Source organism: Microbacterium sp. SD291 (assembly GCF_017355365.1).
GTDB lineage: Bacteria > Actinomycetota > Actinomycetes > Actinomycetales > Microbacteriaceae > Microbacterium.
Map to the genome: position 1 here is coordinate 193,087 of NZ_JADIJR010000001.1, position 13,186 is coordinate 206,272.

General features: G+C 70.5%; 11 protein-coding genes. 7 read left to right on the forward strand and 4 right to left on the reverse strand.

Annotated features, from left to right (window positions below; translation table 11 throughout):
- Positions 1-2 precede the first annotated feature (2 nt).
- The gene (locus IPV10_RS00845) at positions 3-434 is read left to right on the forward strand and encodes a SufE family protein (RefSeq protein WP_207479373.1); all 432 of its coding nucleotides are present in this window, start codon (positions 3-5) and stop codon (positions 432-434) included.
- Here IPV10_RS00845 and IPV10_RS00850 read toward each other — a convergent pair.
- Positions 418-1,572 carry a S9 family peptidase gene (locus IPV10_RS00850; protein WP_207479376.1) on the reverse strand — a complete coding sequence of 385 codons (1,155 nt, stop codon included), beginning with the start codon at positions 1,570-1,572 and terminating at the stop codon, positions 418-420. The two genes, IPV10_RS00845 and IPV10_RS00850, sit on opposite strands and share 17 nt — an antisense overlap.
- 25 nt (positions 1,573-1,597) lie before the next feature.
- Here IPV10_RS00850 and IPV10_RS00855 point away from each other — a divergent pair, with 25 nt between their 5' ends.
- The 4 genes from IPV10_RS00855 (at position 1,598) to IPV10_RS00870 (ending at position 6,795) form a co-directional block, all read left to right on the forward strand.
- Positions 1,598-2,179: a DUF3000 domain-containing protein gene (locus IPV10_RS00855; protein WP_207479379.1), complete on the forward strand. Its 582-nt coding sequence runs from the start codon at positions 1,598-1,600 to the stop codon at positions 2,177-2,179.
- Positions 2,172-3,365, forward strand: coding sequence for an HRDC domain-containing protein (locus IPV10_RS00860; RefSeq protein ID WP_207479382.1), 1,194 nt, complete (start codon positions 2,172-2,174; stop codon positions 3,363-3,365). Before IPV10_RS00855 ends, IPV10_RS00860 begins: the two co-directional genes overlap by 8 nt.
- A gap of 73 nt (positions 3,366-3,438) precedes the next feature.
- Positions 3,439-4,644 (forward strand): thiolase family protein, encoded by a 1,206-nt coding sequence (locus IPV10_RS00865; RefSeq protein ID WP_207479384.1) that lies wholly within the window; start codon positions 3,439-3,441, stop codon positions 4,642-4,644.
- 6 nt (positions 4,645-4,650) lie between these two features.
- Complete coding sequence (locus tag IPV10_RS00870; protein ID WP_207479387.1) at positions 4,651-6,795, forward strand: 3-hydroxyacyl-CoA dehydrogenase NAD-binding domain-containing protein; 2,145 nt, start codon at positions 4,651-4,653, stop codon at positions 6,793-6,795.
- Between the two features lie 50 nt (positions 6,796-6,845).
- On the opposite strand, the gene IPV10_RS00875 is transcribed toward IPV10_RS00870, so the two are convergent.
- Genes IPV10_RS00875 through IPV10_RS00885 form a run of 3 tightly spaced genes read right to left on the reverse strand, consistent with a single transcriptional unit; the run spans position 6,846 to position 10,990 of the window.
- Positions 6,846-8,468, reverse strand: coding sequence for a GMC oxidoreductase (locus IPV10_RS00875; RefSeq protein ID WP_207479390.1), 1,623 nt, complete (start codon positions 8,466-8,468; stop codon positions 6,846-6,848).
- On the reverse strand, positions 8,461-9,366 hold the full coding sequence (locus IPV10_RS00880; RefSeq protein ID WP_207479392.1) for a YegS/Rv2252/BmrU family lipid kinase: 906 nt from the start codon (positions 9,364-9,366) through the stop codon (positions 8,461-8,463). Before IPV10_RS00880 ends, IPV10_RS00875 begins: the two co-directional genes overlap by 8 nt.
- Before the next feature lies 1 nt (position 9,367).
- The gene (locus tag IPV10_RS00885; protein WP_242684464.1) at positions 9,368-10,990 is read right to left on the reverse strand and encodes an FAD-binding oxidoreductase; all 1,623 of its coding nucleotides are present in this window, start codon (positions 10,988-10,990) and stop codon (positions 9,368-9,370) included.
- Positions 10,991-11,010: 20 nt separating this feature from the next.
- On the opposite strand from IPV10_RS00885, the gene IPV10_RS00890 reads away from it, so the two are divergent.
- On the forward strand, positions 11,011-11,619 hold the full coding sequence (locus IPV10_RS00890; RefSeq protein WP_207479395.1) for a TetR/AcrR family transcriptional regulator: 609 nt from the start codon (positions 11,011-11,013) through the stop codon (positions 11,617-11,619).
- Positions 11,616-13,061, forward strand: a complete 1,446-nt coding sequence (locus IPV10_RS00895; protein WP_207479398.1) for a glycerol-3-phosphate dehydrogenase/oxidase — start codon at positions 11,616-11,618, stop codon at positions 13,059-13,061. The genes IPV10_RS00890 and IPV10_RS00895 overlap by 4 nt, the downstream gene beginning before the upstream one ends.
- The last annotated feature ends 125 nt before the right edge of the window (positions 13,062-13,186 follow it).

Sequence of the window (13,186 nt, forward strand, 5' to 3'; positions counted from 1 at the left end):
GGATGAGCACGAGCGCCGTTCCTGACACCCTCGCCGAGATCCGCGACGGGTTCCTGGAGACCCCGGAGACCGATCGTCTGCTGCTCCTTCTGGAGTACTCGGACGAGCTGCCGCCCGTGTCCGAGGAGGTCGCGAGCCACCCGGAGATGTACGAGCGCGTCGCCGAGTGCCAGTCGCCGGTGTACATCTTCGTCGAGGTCGAAGACGGCGTCGTCACCATGCACGCGACCGCGCCTCCTGAGGCGCCGACGACCCGCGGGTTCGCCAGCATCCTGGCGCAGGGCATCACGGGCCTGACGGCCGACGAGGTGCTCGCCATCCCCGACGACTACCCGCAGTCGATCGGCCTGACGAAGGTCGTGTCGCCGCTGCGGATCAGCGGGATGACGGGGATGCTGATGCGCGCGAAGAACCAGGTCAGGCAGAAGCGCTGAAGCCCTGGGCCTCGAGCCAGTCGGTGATCGAGACGGTCCAGCCGGTCTGATCGTAGTTCCACAGCTTCGTGTGCCGCGCGACCGTGAACCGCGGCATCGTGACCAGTCCTGGGCGCGCGTCCTGCAGCGCGTGGGATGCATCGGTCGGAACGAACCCGTCGTCCTCGCTGTGCAGGATCAGGATCGGCGCGGTGAGCTCCTCGGCCCGCGCGACCATGTCGAGCCGGTCGAACGGGATCGCATCCTCCGCGCCGCTCAGCCGCGCAGTGAGGGGCAGTGAGAGCGCACCCATGGCGAGATCGGGAAGCGGCGCCCGCATACCCTCCTCCCTGGCCTGGAAGCGCAGCACGGTGCGCCAGTCCACGACCGGCGACTCGAGGATGAGGCCGGCGATGCGATCGCGGTGGCCGGAGTTGACGGCGGCCTGCAGCGACACCGCGCCGCCCATCGACCAGCCCATCAGGATCACGTTCTCAGCTCCGTGCCGGAGCGCATAGGCGATCGCGGCATCCACGTCCCGCCATTCGGCCGCACCGAGCGCGTATGCGCCGCCACGGCTGCGAGGCGCCTCACCGTCGTTGCGGTACGAGATGACCAGGTTCGGGAGCCCGGCCGCGTGCAGCACCGGCACCGCGCGCAGGCACTCCGCGCGGGATGCGCCGCGGCCGTGCACCTGGATCACCCACGTCGTGGACTCCGCGGGGAAGAGCCAGGCAGGACACGGGCCGGCAGGCGAGCCGATCAGCAGGTTCTCCCAGCGCAGATGCAGCTCGCTCGGCGAGGAGTAGTACCAGCCGCTGAAGGTCGCGTCGCGGTCCACCCTCGCACCGGGCTCGATCTGGGTGAGCAGCTTGCGTCGCACGGTCGTCGCATCCGCGCTCAGCACGGCGCCGAGCTTGACATACCCGTAGGTCCCGGTGGTGAAGAGCCCATAGCGTCCGGGGAGCTCGGTGTCGAGGGTCCTCTTCAGCTCGATCGTCTGCGCACCGGTGTCGACGGCGCGGATGACGGTGTCGGCCGCTCGCCGGGCAGGGGTAACCACCCTCCTCGCGATGCTGAACACGAGCACGGCCATGGCGGCCCCGAGCGCGATCAGTGCGGGGACAAGGAGCGCAACGGCGTGCCTGAGACTCTTCATCGCCTCCTGACTCTAGCCTGTTGCCGTGACCGCACTGCCCGATGACGGGACCCGATTCGACGCCGCCGTGGCCGAACTGCGTGACACCGCGTTCCGCGCGGACATCACCGTTCGGGAGATCGCCACGCCCCAGGGCCTCGCGCCGTACGCCATCGCGCTCGCGGCGGACGTGCGCCCCGGCGAAGACGGCGAGTCCGTGTACGGCACCGGGCGGTTCGTCCTGCTGCACGATCCGGACGAGCCGGGCGCCTGGGACGGCCCCTGGCGGATCGTCATCTTCGCGCAGGCGCCGCTCGAGACCGAGATCGGCACCGACCCCCTGCTCGCCGACGTCACGTGGTCCTGGCTCATCGACGCGCTCGACTCCCGAGACGCCACCTACCGCTCGGCATCCGGCACGTCGACCAAGACGCTATCCAAGGGCTTCGGCGGTCTCGCGGTCGAAGGCGACGGAGCACAGATAGAATTGCGGGCGTCCTGGACTCCGGATGGCCCGTTCCGACCCCACGTCGAAGCATGGGCCGAGCTGGTCGGAATGCTGGCGGGTCTTCCGCCTGGTTCCGAGGGCATCGCCGTGATCGGCGCTCGAAAGGCTGCGCGTGACTGAATACTCCGTGATCTCGGATGCCGAGGAGTTCCGCGCGGCGTGCGCCGCACTGGCGGCAGGCGCAGGTCCGGTCGCGGTCGACGTCGAGAGGGCGTCCGGCTTCCGATATTCGCAGCGCGCCTATCTGGTGCAGGTGTTCCGCCGTGGTGCCGGGGTCTTCCTGTTCGACCCGCCGCCGATCGGCGACTTCGCGCCCCTGCAGGACGCGATCGGCGACGTGCAATGGGTCTTCCATGCCGCCAGTCAGGATCTGCCGTCTCTGCGCGAGCTCGGGCTGGTTCCCGCCTCGATCTTCGACACCGAACTCGCGTCGCGCCTCCTCGGCCACGAGCGCGTCGGCCTCGCTGCGGTCGTGGAGAACGCCCTCGGCATCACGCTGAAGAAGGAGCACTCCGCCGCCGACTGGTCGACCAGGCCGCTTCCCGCCGCCTGGCTCGAGTACGCGGCGCTGGACGTCCTGCACCTGATCGACGTGCACGAGGTGCTGCAGGCCGAGCTCGAGGAGCAGGGCAAGACGGAGTTCGCCGCGGAGGAGTTCGCGGCAACGCTCACCCGCCCGCCCAAGCCGCCGCGCGAGGATCCCTGGCGTCGGCTGAACGGACTCCACCAGGTCAGAGGCGCCCGTAACCTCGCCGTCGCGCGCGAGCTGTGGCGGGCCAGGGAGGCGTACGCCCAGGAGCAGGATGTCTCCCCGGGACGACTCGTCCCCGATCGCTCCCTGGTCGCAGCTCTGCTCGCCAACCCGCAGAGCAAGCAGGCGCTGGCGGGCATCAAGGACTTCCAGGGTCGCGCGAGCCGGACCCAGATCGACCGCTGGTGGCAGGCCTTCGTGGACGGCCGCGCGACGGAGGAGCTCCCCAGGGAGCGCGTGCCCAGCGATGCGCTCCCGCCACCGAGGGCGTGGGCGGACCGCAATCCCGAGGCGGATGTGCGGCTGAAGATCGCCCGCCCGGTCGTCGAGGCGATCGCGGAGGAGCTGGCCATGCCCACCGAGAACCTGCTCACCCCGGAGTTCCTGCGGCGCGTCGCGTGGGATATGCCCGGGACGACGGCCGAGGAGATCGGCGAGGCGCTCGCAGCGCTCGGCGCTCGTCCGTGGCAGATTGAACAGACTGCACAGAAGATCGGCGCCGCCTTTGTAGAGGCCATGCAAGCGCCCGACACGACCTCGGCACCGGCTTCGTAGGTTCGATCCAACCGATTCCTCCGGGTTTTCGGCGCTTCGTAGACTGAGCCGACCGCACAAACTTGGAGGCAGAGTGGCCGAGATCTCGGACGTCTTCTTCGTCGATGGAGTGCGCACCCCCTTCGGGCGCGCCGGCGAAAAGGGCATGTACTGGAACACCCGAGCTGATGACCTCGCCGTGAAGGCGACCATCGGCCTGATGGAGCGGAACGCGGCCGTTCCGGCCGACCGCATCGACGACGTCGCGATCGCCGCGACCAGCCAGACCGGAGACCAGGGCCTCACGCTCGGACGATCCGTGGCGATCCTCGCCGGGCTCCCGCAGACGGTCCCCGGCCTCGCCATCGAGCGCATGTGCGCCGGCGCGATGACCAGCGTGACAACCATGGGCGCGTCGATCGGCGTCGGCATGTACGACTTCGCCCTCGCCGGCGGCGTGGAGCACATGGGGCACCACCCGATCGGCGGCAATGCCGACCCGAACCCGCGTTTCGTGGCGGAGAAGATGGTCGACCCCGGCGCCCTGAACATGGGTGTCACGGCGGAGCGCATCTTCGACCGATTCCCGCACCTCACCAAGGAGCGCTCCGATCGATTCGGGATGCTCAGCCAGCACAAGGTGCAGGCCGCGTACGACGCCGGCAGGATCCAGCCGGATCTCGTCCAGGTCGCCATCAAGGGCGCCGACGGCGCCTGGGGACTCGCCACCGAGGACGAGGGCCGCCGCCCGCAGACCACGATGGAGGACCTCGCGGCCCTGAAGACGCCGTTCCGCCCGCACGGCCGCGTCACCGCCGGCACCTCCTCGCCTCTCACCGACGGCGCGACGATGTCGCTGCTCGCCGGCGGCGGCGCGGTGAAGGAGTTCGGCCTGGCCCCGAAGATGCGGATGGTCTCGTTCGCGTTCGCCGGCGTCCAGCCGGAGATCATGGGCATCGGCCCGATCCCCTCGACCGAGAAGGCGCTGAAGCGCGCCGGTCTCACGATCGACGACATCGGCCTGTTCGAACTGAACGAGGCGTTCGCAATCCAGGTGATCTCGCTGCTCGACCACTTCGGCATCGCCGACGACGACCCCCGGGTCAACCAGTGGGGCGGCGCTATCGCTCTCGGACACCCGCTCGCGGCATCCGGCGTTCGCCTGATGATCCAGCTCGCGGCGCAGTTCGCCGAGCGTCCCGACGTCCGATACGGCCTGACTGCAATGTGCGTCGGCCTCGGCCAGGGCGGCTCGGTCATCTGGGAGAACCCGCACTTCGACGGCAAGAAGAAGAGGTAAGTCGCGATGACGAACTACGACGAGATCGACTTCTCCCCCATCCAGGCGCTGACCGAGGGCGAGGTGATCACGCACTCCCCCGTGCGTGACGTCCGCCTCGCCTCCGGCAAGGTCCTCGCCCTGATCACGCTCGACAACGGCCGCGATCACACCCGCCCGAACACCCTCGGCCCCGCGACCCTCACCGAGCTCGGCGAGACCCTCGACGCGCTGAAGGCGCGTGCGGCCGCCGGGGAGATCCAGGCGGTCGGCATCACCGGCAAGCAGTACATCCTCGCCGCAGGCGCCGATCTGTCCGACATCAGCAAGGTCGGCTCGCGTGACAACGCGCGCCTGATCGCACAGCTCGGCCACAAGGTCCTCGGGCGGCTCTCCGAGCTCGGCGTGCCGTCGTTCACGTTCGTGAACGGCCTCGCGCTCGGCGGCGGGCTGGAGATCGCGCTGAACTCCACGTACCGCACAGTCGACGCCTCGGCCGCCGCGATCGCGCTGCCCGAGGTGTTCCTCGGCATCATCCCCGGCTGGGGCGGTGCCTACCTGCTGCCGAACCTGATCGGCATCGAGAACGCGCTCGAGGTCGTCATCTCGAACCCGCTCAAGCAGAACCGGATGCTGAAGCCGCAGCAGGCGTTCGAGCTCGGCATCGTCGACGCGATCTTCCCGGCGGCGAACTACCTCGAGAACTCGCTCGCCTGGGCGGACTCCGTCCTCGGCGGCAAGAAGGTCGAGCGCAAGAACGAGCCAGGCAAGATCGAACGCCTGACCAAGTGGCCGATCGCGATCAAGATGGCGCGCGGCATGCTCGAGTCGAAGATCGGAACGGTGCCGAAGTCGCCCTACGCCGCGCTCGAGCTGCTCGACAAGGCGAAGAGCGGCACCAGGGCAGACGGTTTCGCCCGTGAGGACGAGGCCCTCGCCGAGCTCGTCACCGGCGACCAGTTCGCGGCATCCATGTACGCCTTCGACCTCGTGCAGAAGCGGGCGAAGCGCCCGGTGGGGGCACCGCCCAAGGAGCTGGCGAAGAAGGTCTCGAAGGTCGGCATCATCGGTGCCGGTCTCATGGCCAGCCAGTTCGCGCTGCTCTTCGTGCGCAAGCTGCAGGTGCCGGTGCTGATCACGGACCTCGACCAGGCGCGCGTGGACAAGGGCGTCGCCTACATACACGAGGAGATCGGCAAGCTCGAGGGCAAGGGCCGTCTGGACGCGGATGCCGCGAACAGGCTCCGTGCGCTCGTCACGGGCACCACCGACAAGAGCCTCTATGCGGACTGCGACTTCGTGATCGAGGCCGTGTTCGAGGAGGTCGGCGTCAAGCAGCAGGTGTTCGGCGAGATCGAGAGGATCATCGCCGAGGACGCGATCCTCGCGACCAACACCTCGTCGCTGTCGGTCGAGGAGATCGGCTCGAAGCTCGCGCACCCCGAGCGGCTCGTGGGTTTCCACTTCTTCAACCCGGTCGCCGTCATGCCGCTGATCGAGATCGTGAAGACGCCGGTGACGTCGGAGGCTGCGCTGTCGACGGCGTTCGTCGTCGCGAAGAACCTCGGGAAGAGTGCGGTGCTGACCGCGGACGCTCCGGGCTTCGTGGTCAACCGTCTCCTGGCGAAGGTCATGGGCGAGGCTGCCCGCGCCGTCTACGAGGGCACTCCCGTGGCAGACGTCGAGAAGGCGTTCGCCCCGCTCGGCCTGCCGATGGGACCGTTCCAGCTGATCGACCTGGTCGGCTGGAAGGTCGCGGCCCACGTGCAGGACACGATGGTGCACGCGTTCCCCGAGCGCTTCTACGCGAACGAGAACTTCCACGCTCTCGCCGAGCTGGACTCGGTCGTCGAGAAGGACAAGGGCGGTCGGGTCACCGGCTGGACCAAGCAGGCCGAGAAGGTGATCAAGCCCGCGGTCGGCAAGACGCCGGCGTCGGCGGCGACCATCCTGCAGCGCCTGCAGGACGGTCTCGCGACCGAGATCAAGCTGATGCTCGACGAGGGCGTCGTGCCCGAGGTCGAGGACATCGACCTGTGCCTCATCCTCGGCGCCGGCTGGCCGTTCATCGACGGCGGGGCCTCGCCGTACCTCGACCGCGAGGGTGCGTCGGAGCGGGCGTTCGGCAGCTCCTTCCACACCCCGCAGATCCGCGGCATCGAACAGCGCTGACCGCCTATGCGAACGGGGCCGCTCCTTCCGGGTGCGGCCCCGTTCCGCGTCTACTGAGGCGGACGCAGGTCCGCCTCGCCCTTGCGCGGCCAGTGCGACAGTGCGCGCTCGGCCAGCGCCGTGATCGTGAGCGAAGGGTTCACACCGGGGTTGGCCGGCACCGCGGCACCGTCCACGACGTGCAGGCCCGGGTGTCCCCACGCCCGGTGGTAGGCGTCGATCACGCCACCCTCCGGCGTCGCCGAGATCACTGCTCCGCCGAGGAAATGCGCGGTCAACGGGATGCCGAACACCTCCGGCCACGTTCCCCTGGCCTCCGCCGGTTCTCCGCCGTCCTGCTGCATGCGCGCGGCGATCGCCGCCGCGGCCGCGTGCGCCTGCGGCAGGTGACTCGGATTCGGCTCGCCGTGCCCCTGGGCGCTTGTCATCACCAGGCGTCCGAGGCGGCGGCGCAGGGACAGCGTGAGCGAGTTGTCTGCCGTCTGCATCACGAGCGCGATGATCCCGCGCTCGCTCCAGTGCCGCAGCGTGCCGATCCGCAGCTGGCGCTCCGGAGCCCGGAGAGCATGCACGACGAGCGCGCCGAGGCGACGCCAGAGCGGCAGATCGCCCGGCACCAGGATCGTCGCGAGCGCCCCCATCAGATTCGAGCCGGGACCGTAGCGGACGTTCTCGACGTGGGTGCGCTCGTCGACGTGGAAGGAGGTGGTGATCGCCACGCCGCGGGCCAGCTGCAGGGACTCGGGGACCTTCACCGCGATCGCGCCGTCGAGAGCCTCGGAATTCGTGCGGGTGAGGCGGCCGACGGCATCCGAGATCCGCGGCAGCGCCCCCGATTCCTTCATCCGGTGCAGCAGCTGCTGGGTGCCCCAGGTGCCGGCCGCGAGGACGACGTGCCCGGCCGTCACCGTCCTCGGCGAATGCCGGAGCCAGGCGCCGCTGCGCCGGGTCGTCACCGCGAACCCGCCCTCGGGGAGCTCGCGCACCTCGCTGACGGTGCGCAGAGCCTCGATCTCGACGCCGCGGCGCTCGGCCAGCGCGAGGTAGTTCTTCATCAGCGTGTTCTTGGCGCCGACGCGGCAGCCGACCATGCAGTTGCCGCACAGCGTGCAGCCGGTGCGCTCGGGGCCTTCCCCGCCGAAGTACGGATCAGGCACCCGCACCCCGGGCGTGCCGAGGAACACGCCGACCGGAGCGTGGCGGAACGTGTCGCCGACGCCGAGATCCGCGGCGGCGCCCGCCATGATCCGCTCAACGGGGCCGGTGTGCGGGTAGTGCTCGACGACCCCGAGCATGCGCTTCGCGGTCGCGTAGTGCGGGGCGAGTTCCGACGCCCAGTCGGCTATCCCCCACCACTGCGGATCCGCGAAGAACGAGGCTCCGGGCTGGTAGAGCGTGTTGGCGTAGTTCAGGGAGCCGCCGCCGACCCCGGCGCCGGCCAGGATCATCACGTGCGGGAGACGGTGGATGCGCTGCACCCCGAAGCATCCGAACGCGGGTGCCCAGAGGTACCGGCGCACGTCCCAGCTCGTCTTCGCGAAGTCCTCGTCCTCGAAGCGGCGTCCGGCTTCGTAGACGCGCACCCGATAGCCCTTCTCGGCCAGCCTCAGCGCCGCGACGGAGCCGCCGAAACCGGAACCGACGACGATCACGTCCTCGTCGAACTCATTCATCTCTCTCCTTCTGCACCATCATCGTGAGCGCCGCCGGAAGCACCGAGATGGTGCAGTCGGCTTCGCCGATCCGCTCGCCGTCCGCATAGACGACGAGTCCTGTCGCCGACACGCTGACCTTCCGTGCGCGCCGGTGCACGACCTCCGGACGCGAGAGGTGCGTCCCCCGCAGCAGCTCCGGGAACAGCCTCAGCAGCCGCAGCCGGCCGAGCGGCGCCACGCGCACCACATCGAGCAGGCCGTCGTCGGGGAGCGCACCCGCGCAGACCGGCATCCCGCCGCCATAGGTCGACGTGCTGCCGACGGCGATCAGGGTCGCGGGCACCGTCTCGGGAGTGTCGTCGTCCAGGGCGAGAGTGAACGACATCGGGCGCAGTCGCGCCAGTTCGATCACGAGCGCCAGATAGTAGCGCAGCGCGCCGTGCGGCCAGCGGAGGCGATTCGTGCGGTCGCTGACCTTCGCGTCGAAGCCGAGTGCGGCGATGGTGAGGAACCTGCGCGCGCCGGAGGCGGTGCGCACCTCCCCGACGTCGATCGCGCGCGGCACCCCGGTGAGCGCGAGCTCGGCAGCGGCTGCGGCATCACCGCTGGGCAGATCCAGCGCCCGCGCAAGGTCGTTGCCGGTGCCGGCGGGCACCAGCACCACGGGGACGGATGCCGCGCACAGCGTGTCGAGCACGCCGGACAGCGTGCCGTCCCCGCCGACCACGATCAGCGCGCGCGGGTTCTCCGCCAGGGCGGTCTCGGTGAGCCGCGCCGAGTCGGCGGCGGAACCGCCCCCGAACACGCGCACCTCGACGCCGCGTGCCCGGAGGTGCCGGACGGCCGTCTCCGCGACCTTCCGGCCGCGGCCTTTGCCTGCGAAGGGATTCGCGAGCACGGCGATGTGCTCGGCCACCTCAGTGCGTCCGCTCGATCGGGATCACGGCGCCGGGATTCAGGATGCCGGTGGGGTCGAGCTCGCGCTTGATCGCCGCGAGGATGCGGATGCCGGTGTCGCCGATCTCCTGCGCCAGCCAGGCCGCGTGGTCTCTGCCGACCGCATGGTGGTGGCTGATGGTGCCTCCGGTCGCGATGATCGCGTCGTTCACACGGGACTTGACGGGCTCCCACACTGCGAGCGGATCGGAGCGGACGCCGGCCAGCACCGTGAAATACAGCGATGCCCCGGTGGGATACACGTGGGAGACGTGGCACATGACGTACGACCTGGCCCCGGAATCCGCGAAGCCCGCCTTCAGGGCGCTGTCCACGGCGGAGCGCAGCGCCTGCAGGTTCGACCAGGTGGTCGCTGTCTCGAGCGTCTCGCAGAAGACACCGGCGTCGAGCAGCGCGTCGCGCAGGTACGGCCCGTCGAATCGGCCCTTCAGCCACTCCTCCGCGGCTCCCTCACCCTCGGACGTGCCGCCTGCCTCGGCGAGCAGGGCGCTGATGCGCGCGCGGCGCTGGGCGATGTCGTCGCCCTCGTACACCGTCACGACGCTCGCACCCTTGGCGAGTGCCTTCCCTATCCTGCCGACCTGGGCGAGGCTCACGGCGGTCTCGGCCTCGTCCGACAGCCGGATCACGGTGGGGCCGCCCCCCTGCTGCGCGACGAGCCTCAGGCCCTCGGCGCCGGCGGCGAAGTCGGGGAAGGACCATGACTCGAGCACGCGGCCGTGCGGGACGGGGTGCACGCGCACGCGCACCTCGGTGATCACGCCGAAGATCCCCTCCGAGCCGAGGAACACCTTGATCAGGTCGGGTCCGGCTGCGGTGCCGGGCGATCTGCCGAGTTCGATGTCGCCGGTCGGGGTGGCGACGCGGATCCCGGTCACCATCGTGTCGAAGCGGCCGTGGCCTGCGGAGTTCTGACCCGACGAGCGGGCGGCGGCGAAGCCGCCGATCGTGGCGTAGCGAAAGCTCTGCGGATAGTGGCCGAGCTCGAGCCCGTGAGCGGCCAGCGACGCTTCCGCGTCCGGCCCCGTGGTGCCGGCTGCGAGCACCGCCTCGCCGCTGCGCTCGTCGAGGCGGATGAGTCCGGAGAGCCGTCGCAGGTCGAGGCTCACCACCGCGTGGTGACTGCCGCGCTCGGGATCGAGAGCCCCGACGACGCTCGTCCCGCCGCCGTGCGGGATCATCGCGATGCCGCGCTCGACCGCGACGGCAAGGCACGCGCGCACCTCGTCATGATCGGCCGGGAGGATGACCGCATCCGGCACATCCTGCTCGACGAGTCGCCGACGCAGCAGGTCGGGCGTCGACCGGCCTCCGGCGTGCCGGATGCGCGCCTCGGCGGACTCGTCCACATGCTGCGCGCCCACAGCGGCGCGGAACGCCGCACGATCCTCAGCGCTCAGTGCCGACGCGGAGATGTGCACGGCATCGAGCTCGACCGCCGGCTCAGGCCTGCGGATCCGGCCCAGGAGCAGCGGGAGCAGCGTGCGCACCGCGAGAGGCAGGTCCCTGGCCTTCTCGGGGTCACCCCAGCCGTTCCACTTCATCGGCGGATCGTCGTCGACCCCGCCGTCATCTCGACTCATGCGTTACAGTTTGACACATCATGGAAGAACGTCACGCAAGGGAGCATCCGGTCACCGGAAGCCGACCGGAATGGGACGCCACCCAGTCGCGCGTCCTCGACGCCGCGGACGCGCTGATCCGCAGGCGCGGCTTGAAGGGCGTCACGATCGCCGAGGTCGCCAGGCGTGCCGAGATCAGCCGTCCCACCGTGTACCGGAACTGGGACGACGCCGACGATGTGGTCCGGGCGGCCCTGCTCCGCCGGGTGAGCCGCATCATCGACACCTTCACCTCGCATCCGCCGACCCGAGCGCAGCTCGTCGACGACGTGCTTCGATTCTCCACGCAGTTCCGCACGGACGAGGTCTACGGCAGGCTCCTCGAGGAGGAGCCGGAGGCGTTCACGCGCTACACGCTGCGGCGCGTCGGCTCCAGCCAGCGCCTGATCCTCGACTGGCTCGGCGTCGCGATCGGCGCCGCGCAGGAGGGAGGATCCGTCCGCGCCGGTGAGCCGCGGGAGATCGCCGTCATGCTCCTGCTCATCGCGCAGTCGGCCGTGCTGTCGCACGGCACCGTCGCCGATCTCATCGACGAGGCGGGGTGGGAGCGCGAGCTCCGGGCCGCACTGGACGGGCTGCTGCGCCCATGACAGCCGGCACCCCTCATCTTCACGCGGCACGGCGTGCGGACGAACTGCAGCGCGCCGCCCAGGGCACCGTGGACGTCCTCGTCGTCGGTGGCGGCATCACCGGTGCCGGCGCCGCGCTGGACGCGGCCTCCCGCGGGCTCAGCGTCGCCCTCGTCGAAGCGGAGGACCTGGCCTTCGGCACCAGCCGCTTCAGCTCCAAGCTCGTCCACGGCGGACTCCGGTACCTCGCGACCGGCGACGTCGCCACCGCGAGGGAGAGCGCGATCGAGCGGCATCTGCTGATGACGACGATCGCACCGCACCTGATCCGCCCGCTCGGGCAGCTGCTGCCGTTCGCCCCCGGCGTCTCCCTCGTCCAGCGCGCGGCGGGCGCCGCGGGGATGGCAGTGGGAGACCTCCTCCGCCTGCGCGCCCGCACCCCGCGCGCGATCCTGCCTCCGCCGCGCGTGGTCTCGGCACGCACCGCGCAGCGCCTCGTGCCGGCGCTCTCCTCTCGCGGACTCCGCGGCGGGATGCTGTCGTACGACGGGCAGCTGCTGGATGACGCCCGGCTGGTGGTCACCGTCGCGAGGACCGCGGCGGCGCTCGGCGCGCGCATCCTCACCCGCGTGCGCGCGGTCGCCCTGCGTGCCGACGGCATCACCGCCGAGGATGCGCTGACCGGCGCACGGCTGGAGATCCGTGCCCGCAGCGTGATCAACGCCACTGGCGTCTGGGCAGGCTCGCTCGACGACTCGATCACGGTCCGGCCGAGTCGCGGCACGCACATCGTGCTCGACGCTCAGGACCTCGGCTCGCCGGCCGCAGCGCTCACGGTCCCCCACGAGGGCTCGATCAGCCGGTACGTCTTCGCGCTGCCGCAGCAGCACGGCCGACTGATCGTCGGGCTCACCGACGAAGACGCGCCTGGGCCCGTTCCGTCCGTGGCCCAGCCCACGGAGGGCGAGATCGCCTTCCTGCTCGCGAGCCTCAACCGCGTGGTCGGAGCGCCGTTGCGCCGCGACCAGGTGCGCGGGGCGTTCGCGGGACTCCGCCCGCTGGTGGACAGCGGCATGGATGCCACGTCCGACGTGTCGAGGAAGCACCTCGTCACGGCATCCGAAGCGGGGTTCGTCACCGTGCTGGGCGGCAAGCTCACCACGTATCGCCGGATGGCGGAGGATGCCGTCGACCTCGCCGTCCGTGTCCGCGGGTTGGACGCACCGCCCAGCAGGACCTCTGCTCTGCGCCTGGTCGACGATGTGACGCACCCGGAGCGCTCCCCCGCCGCGGCCTGGCCTGCCACCGCGGAGATCGAGTTCGCGGTGCGCTCCGAGCTCGCGCTCACGGCTGCCGATGTGCTCGACCGGCGAACCCGCATCGGGCTCGTCGAGTCCGATCGCGAGCGGAGCCTGCCGCGAGTCGAGGAGATCGTCGCGCGGACGCTGGCCGAACTCGGCTGACGCCGGTCTGAGGGCGATTCCGCTGCAGTGCGTTGACACCGCGCGGCGCCGGGGGGAACGCGGGCGGAACAGCGCATGAACACCCGGACGAGAGGTCCTCAGACGAGGTCCTCACGTCCCGCGAC